The sequence below is a fragment of the Rhodococcus sp. WAY2 genome, assembly GCF_009859915.1.
GTDB lineage: Bacteria > Actinomycetota > Actinomycetes > Mycobacteriales > Mycobacteriaceae > Rhodococcus_F > Rhodococcus_F oxybenzonivorans.
Genome location: NZ_CP046572.1, coordinates 627,331 through 643,529 on the forward strand (window position 1 = coordinate 627,331; position 16,199 = coordinate 643,529).

14 protein-coding genes are annotated in these 16,199 nt (G+C 66.7%); 7 read left to right on the forward strand and 7 right to left on the reverse strand.

Annotation, left to right across the window (positions count from 1 at the left end; all coding sequences use genetic code 11):
• Window positions 1-278 precede the first annotated feature (278 nt).
• Window positions 279-2,087, reverse strand: coding sequence for a 2-isopropylmalate synthase (gene leuA / locus GFS60_RS03015; protein ID WP_159918928.1), 1,809 nt, complete (start codon window positions 2,085-2,087; stop codon window positions 279-281).
• Between the two features lie 230 nt (window positions 2,088-2,317).
• On the opposite strand from leuA, the gene GFS60_RS03020 reads away from it, so the two are divergent.
• Both GFS60_RS03020 and GFS60_RS03025 read left to right on the forward strand, forming a co-directional pair.
• Window positions 2,318-3,334, forward strand: a complete 1,017-nt coding sequence (locus tag GFS60_RS03020; protein ID WP_236603362.1) for a hypothetical protein — start codon at window positions 2,318-2,320, stop codon at window positions 3,332-3,334.
• A 1-nt stretch (window position 3,335) separates the two neighbouring features.
• Window positions 3,336-3,686, forward strand: a complete 351-nt coding sequence (locus GFS60_RS03025; RefSeq protein WP_159918929.1) for a hypothetical protein — start codon at window positions 3,336-3,338, stop codon at window positions 3,684-3,686.
• 60 nt (window positions 3,687-3,746) lie between these two features.
• Here GFS60_RS03025 and GFS60_RS03030 read toward each other — a convergent pair whose 3' ends face one another.
• Window positions 3,747-4,712 (reverse strand): pirin family protein, encoded by a 966-nt coding sequence (locus GFS60_RS03030; RefSeq protein ID WP_159918930.1) that lies wholly within the window; start codon window positions 4,710-4,712, stop codon window positions 3,747-3,749.
• Window positions 4,713-4,867: 155 nt separating this feature from the next.
• Complete coding sequence (locus GFS60_RS03035; RefSeq protein WP_159918931.1) at window positions 4,868-5,275, reverse strand: DUF732 domain-containing protein; 408 nt, start codon at window positions 5,273-5,275, stop codon at window positions 4,868-4,870.
• 260 nt (window positions 5,276-5,535) lie between these two features.
• Here GFS60_RS03035 and GFS60_RS03040 point away from each other — a divergent pair, with 260 nt between their 5' ends.
• Together GFS60_RS03040 and ggt are read left to right on the forward strand one after the other, a co-directional pair.
• Entirely contained in the window at window positions 5,536-6,306 is a 771-nt protein-coding gene (locus GFS60_RS03040) for a putative protein N(5)-glutamine methyltransferase (RefSeq protein WP_159918932.1), read from the forward strand.
• An 86-nt stretch (window positions 6,307-6,392) separates the two neighbouring features.
• Window positions 6,393-8,378, forward strand: a complete 1,986-nt coding sequence (gene ggt, locus GFS60_RS03045; protein WP_159918933.1) for a gamma-glutamyltransferase — start codon at window positions 6,393-6,395, stop codon at window positions 8,376-8,378.
• 6 nt (window positions 8,379-8,384) lie between these two features.
• Here ggt and GFS60_RS03050 read toward each other — a convergent pair whose 3' ends face one another.
• Window positions 8,385-9,395, reverse strand: coding sequence for an LLM class flavin-dependent oxidoreductase (locus tag GFS60_RS03050; protein ID WP_159918934.1), 1,011 nt, complete (start codon window positions 9,393-9,395; stop codon window positions 8,385-8,387).
• 110 nt (window positions 9,396-9,505) lie between these two features.
• On the opposite strand from GFS60_RS03050, the gene GFS60_RS03055 reads away from it, so the two are divergent.
• The 3 genes from GFS60_RS03055 (at window position 9,506) to GFS60_RS03065 (ending at window position 12,838) form a co-directional block, all read left to right on the forward strand.
• Window positions 9,506-9,697, forward strand: a complete 192-nt coding sequence (locus tag GFS60_RS03055) for a hypothetical protein (RefSeq protein ID WP_109326290.1) — start codon at window positions 9,506-9,508, stop codon at window positions 9,695-9,697.
• A 10-nt stretch (window positions 9,698-9,707) separates the two neighbouring features.
• Window positions 9,708-12,095, forward strand: coding sequence for a glutamate--cysteine ligase (locus GFS60_RS03060; RefSeq protein ID WP_159918935.1), 2,388 nt, complete (start codon window positions 9,708-9,710; stop codon window positions 12,093-12,095).
• Window positions 12,096-12,538: 443 nt separating this feature from the next.
• Complete coding sequence (locus GFS60_RS03065; protein ID WP_109326292.1) at window positions 12,539-12,838, forward strand: DUF4193 domain-containing protein; 300 nt, start codon at window positions 12,539-12,541, stop codon at window positions 12,836-12,838.
• A gap of 64 nt (window positions 12,839-12,902) precedes the next feature.
• Here the strand turns inward: GFS60_RS03065 and GFS60_RS03070 are convergent, their stop codons facing one another.
• Genes GFS60_RS03070 through GFS60_RS03080 form a run of 3 tightly spaced genes read right to left on the reverse strand, consistent with a single transcriptional unit; the run spans window position 12,903 to window position 16,167 of the window.
• Window positions 12,903-13,898, reverse strand: coding sequence for a crotonase/enoyl-CoA hydratase family protein (locus tag GFS60_RS03070; protein ID WP_284707379.1), 996 nt, complete (start codon window positions 13,896-13,898; stop codon window positions 12,903-12,905).
• A gap of 23 nt (window positions 13,899-13,921) precedes the next feature.
• Window positions 13,922-15,559, reverse strand: coding sequence for an acyl-CoA dehydrogenase family protein (locus GFS60_RS03075; RefSeq protein ID WP_159918937.1), 1,638 nt, complete (start codon window positions 15,557-15,559; stop codon window positions 13,922-13,924).
• Window positions 15,556-16,167 carry a TetR/AcrR family transcriptional regulator gene (locus GFS60_RS03080; RefSeq protein ID WP_159918938.1) on the reverse strand — a complete coding sequence of 204 codons (612 nt, stop codon included), beginning with the start codon at window positions 16,165-16,167 and terminating at the stop codon, window positions 15,556-15,558. The genes GFS60_RS03075 and GFS60_RS03080 overlap by 4 nt, the downstream gene beginning before the upstream one ends.
• Between the last annotated feature and the right edge of the window lie 32 nt (window positions 16,168-16,199).

The following is a 16,199-nucleotide window of genomic DNA, read 5'->3' on the forward strand; positions in this document are numbered from 1 at the left end:
CTGCAGGACCCGATGCCCGGGAACTGGAGCATAACGTCGATTTTTTGTACCCGCGCGTAACTTCAGCGCGGGTCACGTTCGGTTTGTCAAGTGTTCAAGAAGTTACCTGTAACGCATTGTCACGTCGTGAGTTTCGGGGCGAACAACGAAAACGCCACGCCGCAGCGCACTTTCACGTCAAGTTACCGAGCGGTTCGGTCCGCCGGCGCAGAGGCCCGGAAAAACGCGAACGCCGCGAGCGCGCACGGGGCGCACTCGCGGCGATACGGACGAATCGGTCAGTGAGCGCGATTGACTGCCGAGACGACGGCGCGCAGCGACGCCGTGGTGATCGACGTGGCGATACCGACACCCCACACCACCGTGCTCCGGCCGTCGGGCGCAGTAACGGCGCACTCGACGTACGCAGCGGCCTGGGCGTCGTCACCCGCCGACATCGCGTGCTCGGAGTAGTCGAGCACCCGGACATCGAAGTCGATGGTGGCGAGCGCGTCGACGAACGCGGCGAGCGGGCCGTTGCCCGAACCCGAGATCTCCTGTTCCTTGCCGTTCACCTTGACCGTTGCGGTGATGGAGTCGGTACCGCCGTCCTCTTCGGACGCGGTGACCTTCTGCTTCATCCGCTCGAGGGGGGTGATCGGAGCGAGGTACTCCTCGTGGAAGACGTCCCACATTTCCTTCGGGGACACCTCGCCGCCCTCGCCGTCAGTGATCCGCTGGACCGCCTGGGAGAACTCGATCTGCAGCCGGCGCGGCAGCACCAGCCCGTGGTCGGCCTTCATGATGTAGGCGACGCCACCCTTGCCCGACTGCGAGTTGACGCGGATGACCGCCTCGTAGGTGCGGCCCACATCCTTGGGATCGATCGGCAGGTAGGGAACCGCCCACTGAATGTCGTCGACGTCGGCATCTTGGGAGTCGGCGTCGATCTTCATGGCGTCGAGGCCCTTGTTGATGGCGTCCTGGTGGCTGCCGGAGAAGGCGGTGTACACGAGGTCGCCGCCGTACGGGTGGCGTTCGTGGACAGGCAGCTGGTTGCAGTACTCCACCGTGCGGCGGATCTCGTCGATGTTCGAGAAATCGATCTGCGGGTCGACCCCGCGGGTGAACAGGTTCAGACCCAGCGTGACCAGGCAGACGTTGCCGGTGCGCTCGCCGTTGCCGAACAGGCATCCCTCGATGCGGTCGGCGCCCGCCTGATAGCCCAGTTCCGCAGCCGCGACACCCGTGCCGCGGTCGTTGTGGGGGTGGAGCGAGAGGATGACGGAGTCGCGGCGGGCCAGGTTGCGGTGCATCCACTCGATCGAGTCGGCGTACACGTTGGGCGTGGCCATCTCGACGGTGGCCGGCAGGTTCAGGATGACCGGGTTCTCGGGGGTGGGCTGCAAGACCTCGGTGACGGCGTCGCACACCTCCTTGGCGTACTCGAGTTCCGTGCCGGTGTACGACTCGGGCGAGTACTCCCAGCGCCACTGCGTGTCCGGGTACTTCTTCGCCTCTTCCAGGGCCAGAGCGGCCGCATCGGTGGCGATCTTCTTGATGACGTCGCGCTCGGCCTTGAACACCACTCGGCGCTGCAGGATGGAGGTGGAGTTGTAGAAGTGCACGATCACCTTCTCGGCACCCTCGCACGCCTCGAATGTGCGCTTGATCAGCTCGGGGCGCGACTGCGTGAGCACCTGGATGGTGACGTCAGCCGGAATGGCGCCGTCTTCGATGATCTCGCGGACGAAGTCGAAGTCCGTCTGGCTGGCCGACGGGAATCCGACCTCGATCTCCTTGTACCCCATCCGCACGAGCAATTCGAACATGCGCCGCTTGCGGGCCGGGCTCATGGGATCGATCAGAGCCTGGTTGCCGTCGCGGAGATCGACCGCACACCATTGCGGGGCGCGGTCGATGGTCTTGTCGGGCCAGGTGCGGTCCGGCAGCGACACCGGTTCCACTTCTTCGGCGAACGAGCGATACCGGAACGTCGGCATCGACGAGTTCCTCTGGGTGTTCCACGCCGGCTGGTCGGCGGGAGCAGGCTTGGAAGGCGGCGTGATGGTGCGCGTTCCGGTGGTGAAAGCGTCAGCGGGGGACATGGGATTGATCTCCAGATTCGTTGCGGACTTTGTGAGCCCAACGGCTGTGTCGACCGGCGCACGAGAACCCCGCGACGGGAAGCCAGTCTGGATCAGACCCCGTCGCGGCAACCAAGGAGAAGTGCGCGATGCATAACGAGCACTCTACTCCTGAGCCTATTCTCCGTGTGTAGGGGTTCGGCACGTTTCCGGATGTGCCGCCGTTCGACACGTCGAGCGAGGGAGGTGCAGTGCGTCACATCTCGCGGGTCACTCCGATGGTTCTCGCCATCGTTTTCGCAGCGTGTGCCCTGTCCTGCGGGGTGAACGTGGACGGCTCGCCGCGTGTCGTCGGGGTGGGTGCACCGGTCTACGGCCGGCCTGTCAGCGACTTCGTCCGTGCAGAGCTCGCGGTGGCTGCGGCGGCCAGAGCCGTCGAACCGTGCGGACTGCTCGATGCAGCCGGCGTGGCGTCGTTCGGCGTCCTCACCGCATACGGTCCGGCAGGCGACCTGTCGACGTGCCATGCCGAGGTGATCCCGCCCGGCGGTACACCGGTCGATCCGTCCTGGATCGAGGTCGTGGTGGGGGAGCGTGAACCGTCCGAGGGAGTCGGCCGCGGCCCCGCCGCCGGTGGCATCGAGGTGCGCCCGGCGCTGTCGCCGCTACCCGGTACGTGCACGCTCTACTTCTCGCTGCCACCGGTCCCGGGAGGCGCCGCGCCGGAGCGCTGGGGTCACGTCTCCTATCTCGACGGAACTGCCGGTGTGGTGAGGCCGGATGCCGGTGACGACTGCGCGGAGGCGAGAGCCGTCCTCGGGGCGGTGACGGCCAGGCTGCATTCGGCTCCGCGGGGTACGACGAATATCCCACTGGCGCAGCAAGACCCGTGCCGGGTGGTCGAAAAGGTGACCGAATCCGAGATCGCGACGTTCGCCCCGGGCAGTCGGCCGTACGAGTGCCGCCTGACCCTCGGACGCGGCGACGAGGCGTCCGTGCGGTTCGCCCTGTCCACCCCACCGCCGCGGACCGGGGGACCGGAGGTGGTCGAGATCGACGGAGAGTCGTTCGCCTTCTTCGAGGACGGGCTCGAATGCCATTACTACTTTTATCCCGGAGAAATTGTCGACACCAACGTGCCGCACAGCCCGATGAGCGAAATTGCCCGACGCGGCAACAGACTGACCGCCTCGGTGGCGGCAACGGCGCGTGATTGCGAAGACGCGCAAATGCTGGTGCTCGCCGCGGCAGAAATGTTCGACTACTGACATGAACACTCAGGTCGAGGTGGCCCAGGCGTACCTGGATGCGTTGGTCAGTCACGATGGGAACGCGGTACCCTTCGATCCCCGGGCCGTCCGCTACGAGGCGGGAATCAAGACGGCGTTCTCCGGAAACCATCTGCGCCGCAGCCTGTCCCGAGGTCCGCAGTTCCGTCTGATCCGCGCCGTTCGTGAGGTGGCGTGGTCGGTGGCCGGGGACGACGTCACAGCCGACTATCTCCTGGACGCCGGACTGTTCGGCCGAACCCTCGTGACCGTGCGGGTGATCGAGACCTTCCACGTCCCGCAGAACGATCTCCGAATCCGCCGCATCGACGCGAAGATCCGGCGTCCCTGAAGACGTGGTGAACACCGCAGTCCGGCGTTCACCTGCCTGGATCGCCGCGACGGGCCGGAACTAGCCCAGTGTCTCGTGTGCCGCGGGGATGGATCCCAGGCGACCGGCCTGGAAGTCCTCGAACGCCTGCATTACCTCGGCCTTCGTGTTCATCACGAACGGTCCGGCCATAGCCACCGGCTCGCGGATCGGCTTGCCGCCGAGGATGAAAACCTCCAGCGAGGAGGTACGCGAGTCCTGGGTGTCTGCCGCGGCGATGGTCAGGGTGTCGCCGCGTCCGAAGACGGCGGTCTGCCCCATCCGGAACGGCCTGCGCTCCGAACCGACCAGACCCTCACCGGCGAGGACGTACGCCAGGGCGTTGAATTCCGGATTCCACGGCAGCGTCAGGCTCGCTCCGGGGGCAACGGTCGCGTGAACCAGGCTGATCGGGGTGTATGTCGAGCCCGGGCCGGAGTGTCCGTCCACCTCGCCCGCGATGACCCGCACCAGGGCGCCGCCGTCGGGGGAGGAAAGCAGGGCCACCTTCTGCCCGGTGATGTCCTGATAGCGGGGTGCGGCCATCTTGTTGTCGCGGGGCAGGTTCACCCACAATTGGACGCCGTGGAATAGCCCACCACTCATGACCAGGTGCTCGGGCGGGGTCTCGATGTGGAGGATGCCACCACCGGCCGTCATCCATTGCGTGTCGCCTCCGCCGATGGTGCCGCCGCCGCCGTTGGAGTCCTGGTGCTCCATGATTCCGTCGATCATGTAGGTCACGGTCTCGAACCCGCGATGCGGGTGCCACGGCGTTCCCTTGGGCTCGCCGGGCGCGTAGTTCACCTCACCCATCTGGTCCATGTGGATGAACGGGTCGAGCGCGGCCAGATCGATGCCGGCGAAGGCGCGGCGAACAGGGAAGCCCTCGCCCTCGTACCCGACCGGAGCCGTGGTCAGAGAGCGGACCGGCCGGTCGACGGCGCTTGGGGCGGAGGCGTCGATACGCGGCAGGGCAAGGATGTTGTCGACAGTCACGGCAGGCATCGGGTATCTCCTCGAACTCGTGTAATTGATTCTTCAACTACCTTACGAGGTGTAACACCGGAGCTGTCCAGGTATTCCCGCTTAGGCGGCTCCGCCGCCCGTGCGCCTTTCTGGTAGCTGGAGCAACCAGAAAGGCGCACGGGCGCGAAGCGCCCTCAGTTGAGGACGCCCTCGTGGTCGGGGCAGTACCGGGTGATCGCACCGATGATGTAGTAGTAGACACCGTCGGCGGAGAGCATGGGCGTCCACTCCTCGCGCACCCGGTCGAGGGGTTTGCCGGCGTCGAGGGCGGTGCAGATTTCGCCGGCCTGGTGCACCGCGGTCTCGTCGTTGGTGACGTTCTGATTCATCGACCTCAGGTAGGTCAGGTAATCGGCGGCGGCGGCGGGGTCGTCGGCGACTGCGAAGATGCGCTTCCCCGGTGCGGAGGCGGCGGTGGTCCTGGCAGCGGCGGAGGTCGTGCTCGACTCCGGTGCCGCGGAATCGGCGCTGTCCCCACCGCAGGCGGCCAGGAATGTCGCGGAGCAGAGGGTGAGGGCGGTCAGAGCAAGAGTGCGGCGCATGTGGTGACGGAGTCCTTTCGAGGCTGGTGCGGCGACGATCGTATCGCCCGTGCGGCGAGAGCACGCGGTGTGTGTTCGCGGCGTTCGCCTGTTCGCCCGGGTGCCCGGCAGGTAGTGTTGCCCTCTCCAGTTGGAGTGGTTCGAGGAGGTGAGACCCGTGTTCGTCAGTTCAGTCCGGGTGCTCTCACCCCGCGACCGCGCGGTGGTGCCGACCTAAGGTGGCCGAGAGAGCGCCCATCGGCAATCCGAAAGGCACTCTCATGTCAGTTTCCGTCGAAGATGCTCTCGTTCATCAATTGCGCTCTGCCGGCTGCGTTTTCGCCGAAGATGAAGCACGGTTGATCCTCGCGGCCGCGAGTGATCGGACGAACCTCGAGTCGATGGTCCAGCGGCGCGTTTCCGGTGTGCCACTGGAACACGTGCTCGGCTGGGCAGAGTTCTGCGGTCTGCGAATAGCGGTCGACGCCGAGGTTTTCGTGCCTCGCCGGCGTACCGAATTCCTCGTCGACCGGGCGGCGGCTTTGATGCGTGAAGGCGCTGTCGTGGTCGACCTGTGCTGTGGGTCGGGAGCGGTCGGGGTTGCGCTCGCCGCCCTTGTCGACTCCCCCGAGTTGTTTGCGGTCGATATCGACCCTGCCGCGGTCCGCTGCGCTCGTCGTAACATGCCCGCGGAGCGCGTATTCGAGGGCGACCTCTACGACCCGTTGCCTGCTTCCTTGCGCGGACAGGTCCATGTTCTGGTGGCCAACGCCCCATATGTGCCGACCGAGGCGATTCGGTTGATGCCCCCCGAGGCGCGACTGCACGAGCCGCGTGTGTCACTCGACGGTGGTGCCGACGGCCTGCACATTCAGCGGCGAGTGGCGGCCGGGGCGCAGCACTGGCTCGCCCCCGGCGGTCACCTCCTGATCGAAACAAGTAAGAGCCAGGCGACGCGGACAGTCCAGGCCTTCACCGACGCGGGGTTGAGCGCGCGAGTCGAGTCCTACGCCGAGCTCGGCGCCACCGTCGTCGTCGGAACGCGGGCGTGAGCGCCTCGACACAATGCTGGACCGACCTCGCGGGGCGCAGCTGCGTTCTGCTCTCCCGAGGCCCGAGTTTTCGTTAGGGTCTCGAGATGGGTCGTGGCACAGGAGTCGGCATCGGAATCCGGGCAACGCTGGCGGCAGCACTCTGCGCCGGAATGGTGGCGGCGTGTTCGTCGGACGAGGCGCCATCGAGCGACCCCGCGGCCACCTGTGCCGATGTTCCCAACGGCACGACGGCCGCAGCGCCGCCCGCCGGGCAAGCTCCGCCGCCGGCAGGCACGCCGCCGACCACTCAGAACCTCGCGACCAATCCGGAGATCGCGACGGTCTACCGCTCCGGGATGGTGCCCGTCGACACCGCGTCGTATGCGGTGTCGACCGCCAACCCGATTTCGACACAAGCGGCTTGCGACGTTCTGCGCGAAGGGGGAACCGCGGCCGACGCGTTGATCGTCGCGCAAACGGTGCTCGGCATCGTCGAACCGCAGTCGTCGGGTATCGGTGGTGGTGCTTTCCTCCTCTACTACGACGCGGAGAAGAACAGTGTCGAGGCGTACGACGGACGCGAGGTCGCACCGATGGCGGCGACGGAGAATTATCTCCGCTGGATCAGCGACACGGACCGCACCGAACCGAAGCCCGACGCGCGTGCGAGTGGACGGTCGATCGGAGTGCCCGGCGTCGTCCGGATGCTCGAGCTGGCACATCGCGAACATGGCAGAAATGAGTGGCGGGAATTGTTCGATCCCGCAGTCTTCCTCTCGGATCAGGGTTTCGAGATCAGCCCCCGCATGGCCGGGCAGATCGCCGCGTCGGCTCCCGACCTGGCAATCGACGAGGCGTCGAAGGCGTACTTTCTGAACCCGGACGGCAGCCCCAAGGCGGCGGGCACCAAGCTGACCAATCCCGCGATGGCCAAAACGCTCGGGGCCATCGCTTCGGGCGGAGCCGATGCCTTCTACACCGGCGCGATCGCCCAGAGCATCGTCGACTCCACGGCGACGACCTCGGGAGGACGGACCCCGGGGCAGATCACGCTCGACGACCTCGCGAACTACCAGGCGAAGAAGCGCACGGCCCTGTGTACGCAGTACCGTGACCACGAGGTCTGCGGTATGCCGAACCCGTCGTCCGGGGGGACGGCGGTGGCGGCGACCCTCGGCATTCTGGAGAACTTCGACCTGTCCGCCGTGGGGCCGACGAACCTCGACGCCAATGGTGGAAAACCGACCGCGGAGGCCGTGCATCTCATCGCCGAGGCGGAGCGGTTGGCGTATGCGGACCGGGACAAGTACGTGGCCGACTCGGATTTTGTTCCGCTGCCCGGTAATTCGGTGGACACCCTGCTGAACGACGACTACCTGAAGCAACGTGCCGACCTCATCGATCCCGGCAAGAGCATGGGTACCGCGAAGCCGGGTGACTTCGGTCCGGTGCCGCTCGGGGTGCAGCCGCAGGACAAGGAGCACGGAACCAGTCATATTTCGATCGCCGACAAGTACGGCAACGTCGCGTCGATGACCACGACGGTCGAGTCGGCGTTCGGGTCTTTCCACATGACCGAAGGTTTCGTGCTCAACAACCAGCTCACCGATTTCTCGGCGCAGCCCGTCGGACCGGATGGTGCGCCGCTGGCCAACCGGGTGGAGCCGGGGAAGCGGCCCCGCAGTTCGATGGCCCCGACACTGGTCTTCGGTCTCGGCGACGACGGCGCGCGAGGTGACCTCGAATTCGTGACGGGCTCACCCGGTGGCTCGGTCATCATCCAGTTCGTCGTGAAAACACTGGTGGGCATGCTCGATTGGGGCATGAACCCGCAGCAGGCCGTCTCGGGCGTCGACTTCGGCGCCGCCAACACCCCGGTGACCGGGGTGGGCGGTGAACATCCGAACATCAATGCTGCCCGGGACGGCGCCGATGACCCCCTGATCGCCCAGTTGCGGGCGATGGGCCACCAGGTCTCGGTTGCTCCGCAGTCGAGCGGGCTCAGTGCACTGCAACGCGTCGACTCCGGGTGGGTCGGCGGCGCCGATCCCCGACGCGAGGGTGCAGTGATGGGTGACGGTACCGGCTAGCTCACGTCACGCCTGTTCGACGAGTGGCGCAACTTTGGTGCCGAGGAGTTCGATGGCGCGCATCACCTTGTCGTGCGGCAACGGCCCGACGCTGGGGTGCAGCATGAACCGCTCGATGCCGAGGGTCTCGCGCATGTCGACGATCTTCTCCGCCACCTGCTCGGGGTTCCCGAGGACCAGTGAGCCGCCGGGGCCCTGCATGGCGTCGAAGGACTGGCGATCCATCGGCGCCCACCCGCGTTCGCGACCGAGTCCGGTCATGGCCGCGGCATAGGACGGGTAGAAGTCGTCGGCGGCTTGCTCGGCCGTGTCGGCGACATAACCGTGGGCGTGGACGGCGATCGGCTGCGGTTCGTGACCGCCCTCCGAGACCGCACGCCTGTGGAGGTCGGCGAGCGGGGCAAAGCGTGCCGGGCGGCCTCCGATGATCGCGAGCGCCATCGGGAGACCGAGCAGCCCGGCACGGACCACGGACTCCGGGTTGCCGCCGACTCCGACCCACACAGGCAGGGGACGCTCGGGCCTGGGGTACACCGGCTGATCGGTCAAGGCCGGCCGGAATCGTCCTGACCACGACACCGATTCGGAGTCGCGGAGTGCGAGGAGCAGCCCGAGCTTCTCGACGAACAGGTCGTCGTAGTCGGCGAGGTCGTACCCGAACAAGGGGAACGATTCGGTGAAGGATCCGCGACCGGCCATTACCTCGGCGCGACCGTCGGAGATGAGGTCGAGGGTGGCGAACTCCTCGAACACCCGCACCGGGTCATCGGAGCTGAGCACGGTGACCGCGCTGGTCAACGCGATGTGGGAAGTCTTCGCTGCTGCGGCGGCGAGCACGACGGCGGGCGCGGACGCGGCGAAGTCGGCTCGGTGGTGCTCCCCGACGCCGTAGACGTCGAGACCGACCTGCTCGGCGAGCACGACCTCCTCGAGCAGGTTCTTCAGGCGCTGCCGTGGTGAGACGGTTCCGGTCTCACCGGGGCCGACCTCGGCGAATGTCGTCAACCCGAGTTCCATGGCTGCACTCCTTCTAGATAGTTGAACTATCAATCAGTGTGGTAACCGTGGAAGCCTGCTGGATATTCCGACGTTGGTTCGGATCGGCGCGCTCGGGGAATACCGACACCATGGCGACTTATCGAGTAATCGACCCCAAAGGTGACGTGGTAGAGACCCGAGAAATCGACGCAGCCGACGACGCGCACGCGTGGTTCGTCGATGTCCGGGCCGACAACAGCGAACTCGGGTGGCGGATGGAAGTCGAGCACGACGGCGAATGGTCGTTCTTCGATGACACCGAGGGCGTATCGAAGCAGTAGAGACCCCACCGTGCTCGCCAGCAGCCCAAGGAAATTGGGCGTCGAGGAAGAATTTCACCTCATCGACTTGAAGACCCGGCGCCTGACGACCCGTGCGCCGGAACTGCTGGCGCGACTGCCCGACGACGCCTACGTCGACGAGCTGCAGCGGTGTGTGGTGGAGGTCAACAGTGGTGTGTTCACCGACCTCGCCGACCTCAGGTCCGACCTGGCCTGGCACCGCTCGCTGCTCGTCGACGCGGCCGAGGGGCTCGGTGTCGGGGTGGCGGCCGCCGGATCGATGCCACTCGCCCTTCCGACGGAGATGCAGGTGACAGGGTCACTGCGCTACCAGCGCATGCTGGCCGACTATCAGATGCTCGCCCGCGAACAACTGATTTGCGGCACCCAGGTGCATGTCGATGTGCCCGACCGGGACGAGGCCGTCCAGGTGGCCAACCGCATCGCTCCCTACCTGCCGGTTTTCCTGGCGCTCAGTGTAAGTTCCCCGTTCCGGGCCGACGGTTCGGACACCGGTTACGCGAGCGCGCGGACCCTGCTGTGGTTGCGGTGGCCGAGTACCGGTCCGGCGGCGCCCGTCTCCTCGGCCGCCGAGTACGACACCCTGATCGACGACCTGGTGTCGAGCGGCGTGATCAGCGACCCCGGCATGGCGTACTTCGACATCCGTCCCTCGGCCAAGCTTCCGACGCTGGAACTGCGGGTGTGTGACAGCTGCCCGCGACTCGACACAGTCATCCTTGTTGCGGCCCTCTTCCGCGCCCTCGTCGAACGGGAGGTCCAAGGTCTGCGGGCCGGCGACAAGGGTCTGAAGATCGTCTCGACGATGACTCGGGCGGCGCTCTGGCGGGCTGCGCGTTCCGGTCTGGAAGCGGACTTGGTAGACGTCACGGTTCCACGCTCGCGGCCCGCTGCGGACATCGTCGAGGACTTCGTGCGCTCCTTGAGGCCCCAGCTCGAGGAGACAGGTGACTGGGACACCGTCCTCGAACTGTCTACCGCCGCCCTCGCGACGGGAAGCTCGGCTGCGCGTCAGCGTCAAGCATTCCAACGACGGAATCGGTTGACCGACGTCGTCGACCAGCTTCTCGCCGAGACGGCCGACCGGGTGTCACCGCTTCCCGAGGGCGAAACCCTGGTGCCGAGCGTGCACGCGGGACGCTCGCACTCGAGCGTGGCGACCCGCCCGCGGAGGCACTGGGCCGCGCGATTCGCCCGGCGTGACAGCGAATCCGAGCTGACCTGGACCGGGTCGGGAGAACTCGACGAACAGCAGCTGCTCGCGTGGCGTAGAGATCTCCACGCCCATCCCGAGCTGTCGTTCGAGGAGCGACGAACCACTCGGGTCGTGCGCGATCACCTCGAGAGTCTCGGTGTGGAGCCCGTCCTCATGCCCGGTGGAACCGGACTGTGGTGCGATATCGGACCCGAGACGGAACACTGCATCGCCCTGCGCGCCGATCTGGATGCCTTGCCGATCACCGAGGCGACCGGTCTCGAATTCCAATCCACGGTGCCCGGGGTTTCACACGCCTGCGGCCACGACGCGCACACCGCAATGCTGATGGGCGCCGCCGCCGTCCTCGTCAAGTACCCACCGACGTGCCGTGTGCGATTGATCTTCCAGCCGGGGGAGGAAACCACACCAGGCGGTTCGGTCGACACGATCGCCGCCGGCGCACTGGAGGGTGTCTCCAAGATCTACGCCCTGCACTGCGACCCCAACCTCGAAGTCGGGAAGCTCGCCACCCGGAGCGGTCCCATCACCTCGTCGAACGCATCGGTGACCGTGCGCCTCTGGTCGCAGGGTGGACACACCGCGCGCCCGCACCTGACGGGCGATCTGATCCATGCCGGTGCGGTACTCATCACCGGGCTGGCCTCTGTGCTCGACCGCCGCATCGACGCCCGTACGGCGACGGTCCTCACCTGGGGGAAGGTGTCCGCCGGTCAGGTGGGCAATTCCGTGCCGGAGTCGGGGGAACTCGTCGGGACCCTCCGCAGTGCGTCCCACGAAACCTGGGCCAACCTCGAGCCCCTGGTCACCGAGACGATCGGAGAACTACTCGCCCCCTACCACGTGCGCTACGAGCTCTCCTACCTGCAAGGCGTGCCACCCGTGGTCAACGACCCCGACTGCACGGCGGATCTACGGGAAGCGATCGAGTCCGTGGTCGGGTTCGATCACCTCGCGGAAGCCGAGCAGTCGAGCGGCGGGGAGGACTTCGCGTGGTACCTCGAGCAGGTTCCCGGTGCGATGGCCCGCCTCGGCGTCTGGGACGGCGTCGGCGAACGTCATGAACTGCACCAGCCCGGTTTCCGGCTCGACGAACGCGCGATGATTCACGGTTTGCGCACGCTGGTGGCGCTCACACGGCTCGGCGATCAGACCGAGTGAGACCTACATCTGCGGCGGGTACGGCGGCATCGGGTCGGGTGGCTGGGGTCCGGGTGGTTGGGGTCCTGGCGGTTGCGGTCCGGGTCCGGGTTCGGGTGGCCGCTCGGGTTCGGGCGGACGTTCCGGTCCGGGCTCCGGCGGGAACGGATGAGGCGGCGTCGGAGTGGGCGGTATCGGCGGCTGCGGTTCCGGCTCGGGAGGTTCGGGCCCCGGTGGCACCGGTCCCGGGTCGCGGTTCAGGGGCTCGTCACGGTGGCTCGTCATCGCCTCGATCACTTTCCTGTCGGCTGATTGAGGAGTACCCCGATCGGGCATACCACAAGCGGCATGACATAGACCGGTGGTTGGGGAACAAAATCGGGAGCCGGTGCGTTGTCTAGCAACCATGCCCCGCAAGCGCGGGAATGTCCGGCAGGGGAGACCCGAGCCGAAGGGAGGAAGTCATGGCAACCGACTACGACGCACCACGGGTTACCGTCGACGACGAACTCGCGGAGGACTCGCTCGAAGAACTGAAGACGAGAAGGAACGAGTCGCAATCTTCCGTCGTCGACGTGGAAGAGGCCGACACCGCGGAGTCCTTCGAACTGCCCGGCGCAGACTTGTCCGGCGAGGAACTCACGGTACGGGTCGTTCCGAAACGGGCCGACGAATTCACCTGTAGTAGCTGCTTCCTGGTGCACCATCGTTCCCGACTCGCCTCGGACGAGGGTGGCCAGCTGATCTGCCGCGACTGCGCGTGAGACAGGTGAGTGCCGAAGTGCCGTACTTCGGCACTCACGTCCGTCGTTCGCGCGGGCACAGCGCCTACGGCTGATCGAACTGTCGCCGCTTGTGGTCACCGAACGGTTCGTCCCGTTCCCTAACAGCCTCGCGGAATCCCGCGGTGGCCGAACGCAACTGAAACGCGTATCCCTCACGGGTGTGCCGGGAGACGCCGTCGAACACGGTGCTGATCATGCCCGAATTGGCCACCCCCTGGGCGAGGAGAGCGCTGTTCAAGGCGAGCTTGACCATCATCAGCTGATTGATCGGCATCTGAGCGATCCGGCCGATGAGGTCCTCGGTGCGCTGGTCCAATTCCTCGGCGGGCGCAGACTCCACCGCCAGCCCCCACTCGGCTGCCTGCTTTCCGCTCAGGCAATCACCGGTCAGCAGTAATCGCTTGGCCCGTTGATCGCCGAGGCGGTGCGCCCACATCCCGGCGGCAGGCACCCCCCACACCCTGGTCGGGGGGTAGCCGATCTTCGTGTCGTCGGCCGCGATGATCTGGTCGCAGTAGAGGGCGATGTCGGTGCCGCCCGCCACGCAGAAGCCGTGCAATTTCGCGACGGTCGGTTTGTTCGAATGCAGCAGACTCGCGAACCCACGATTGAAACGGCTCATCATCGCGTAATCCGCCATCGGATCCCAGTGGCCGAACGGATTGTGATTGCGCGCCTGCACCATCGGATCGAGCACCGTGCCGGTGGTCCTGTCCGGTCCGTCTCCCGGATTGCCGCCGCTCTCGGCGAACACTCCGAGGTCGTATCCGCCGCAGAACCCCTTCCCTCGTCCAGACAGCAGGATGACGTGGACGCGGGGATCGAGGTCGGCCCGTTCGACGGTAGCGGCGAGCTCGAGCGGGGTGTCCGCGGTGATGGCATTGCCGTGCTCCGGCCGGTTGAAGGTGATCCGCGCAATCCGCCCGGTCACCTCGTAGGTGAGTGTGCGGTACTCGGTGTGGTCCTCGGCCTGTTCCCGGTCCGCGAACAGCGAATCGGCTCCCTCGTCCCAGCCTTCCCGCCACGCGCCGGGACGCATGCCGGCGTGGTTCTCGTAGTCGGTCACGACCCCACCTTGGGGGTGGCGCGGTCGATGATCGCCGCGGTGTCGATGCCCGTCGGGAGTGTCCCGAACACGGTGCCCCAGTCTCCGGACAACCTGCTGACGCAGAAGGCGTCGGCCACCGCCGGATGTCCGTGGCGGACGAGGAGTGAACCCTGCAGGGCGAGTGCCATGTCGCCGACGACCCGGCGGGCGCGGTGCTCGAGGCTGTCGAGGTCGCCGAAGCTCGACTTCAACTCGGCGACCGCGGTATCGAGCCGGGAATCGACTCCGGCAGTGGAGTCGAGTTCGTCGAAGAACACCTGCAGCGACTCCGGTTGTTTCGCCATCGCCCGTAGGGTGTCGAGGGCGGCGACGTTGCCGGAGCCCTCCCACACCGACAACAGGGGCGCCTCCCGATAGAGCCGCGGCATCCGCGACTCCTCGACGTAACCGTTGCCGCCGAGGCATTCCAGGGCTTCCGCCGCATGGATCGGCCCGCGTTTGCAGACGAAGTATTTGCTCACCGACAGGGAAATCCGGCGCAGCATCGTCGCCTGTTCGTCACCGGCCGTCGCGCGGTCGGTGAGTGCGGCCAGCCACAGTGCGACCGTGGTGGACGCCTCCGACTCCACCGCCAGGTCGGCGAGCACATTTCGCATCAGGGGCTGATCGACCAGGTGGGCGCCGAACGCGCTGCGGTGCACGGCGTGGTGCGCTGCCTGCGCTGTGCCGACCCGCATGCCGGTGGCAGTCCCGATCGTGCAGTCGAGGCGGGTCATGTTGACCATCTCGATGATGGTTCGGACACCGCGGCCTTCCTCACCGACGAGCCACGCCACGGCCTCGTCGTACTCCACCTCACTGCTCGCGTTCGAGTGGTTGCCGAGCTTGTCCTTGAGGCGCTGCAGGTGCATTCGGTTCCGGCCACCGTCCGGGAGGACGCGGGGAAGCAGGAAACACGACAGTCCGCCCGGGGCCTGCGCGAGGACCAGGAACAGGTCCGACATCGGCGCGGAGGTGAACCACTTGTGCCCGGTCAGCAGGTAGCTGCCGTCGGACTGTGGCACCGCGCGGGTGGTGCCCGCGCGGACGTCGGAGCCGCCCTGCTTCTCCGTCATCGACATTCCGGCGATCAGCCCGGCCTTGGTGAGGGGCGGACGCAACACCGGGTCGTAGACGCGGGAGGTGAGCAGGGGTTCGTATCGTGCGGCGAGTTCGGGGTTGTGACGCAACGCGGGAACGACGGCGTAGGTCATGGAGATCGGGCAGCCGTGCCCGGCGTCGACCTGTCCCCACACCGCCATCTTCGCCGCTCTGATCAGGTGAGCATGCGGATTCGGATCCGCCCACGGACTGCCGTGTAACCCCATCTCGACTGCGGTGGTCATCAGCCGGTGATACGACGGGTCGTACTCCACCTCGTCGATGCGGTGACCGTAACGATCGTGCGTCCGCAGCACGGGTGGGTGCGCTTCGGCGAGGTCGCCCCACCGCTGGGCTTCCTCGCTGCCCGCCAGCCGCCCGAGGTCGTGCAGTTCCTCGAGCGCGTCGTGTGCGCCCTCCCGTTGCAGCGCTTCGAGTATCGGCGGGTAGTAGGCCGCGTCGAAGTTGGTGAGGGGTGGCACCTGATTGAAAACCTCGTGCGTGGCGGTCATGTCGGGCTCCCGAGAGATCGAAGGGTGAAGGTGAGCAGGGCGGGGATGATGGCGGAGTCGCCGGCTCCGCGGGCCAGCGGCAGGATCAAGGCCTCACCGATGGCCCCGACGATGCAGGCTGCGGTCACCGACGCATCCTGATCCGGGATTTCCCCGGCCTCGACGGCGGCGGCGATGGCGACTGCCAGCGCATCGCGGAACGATTCACGGAACAGCAGTCGCTCCGTGTCCACCTGGGGGTCGACGGGTTCGACGAGGAGTGCGTAGGCGAGTGTCGGTGCGCGCAGGGCGCGTTCGGCGAAGGTGTGCACAGAGGCCGACACGGCTGCGACATAGCGCCCTTCGGTGGATTGCGCGGAGTTGCCGGCCTGGACCGCAGCGCTCACCTCGCGGCTGCACACGATTCGGAAGACCTCGGCGAACAGTTCGCCCTTGTTCGCGAAGTGGCGGTAGACGGTGCCGGTGCCCACTCCTGCCTCGGCTGCGACGGCCGAGATGGAGCACCCTGCGTAGCCGTGCCGGGCGATCAACCCGAGTGCGGAGTCGATCAGGGTGGTACGGAGGGCGTCCAGTCTTTCCTGAACGGCAGGAGTGCGCCGATAGGCCATATCAAAGAAGTGAACACCCGTTCCGTTCTTCC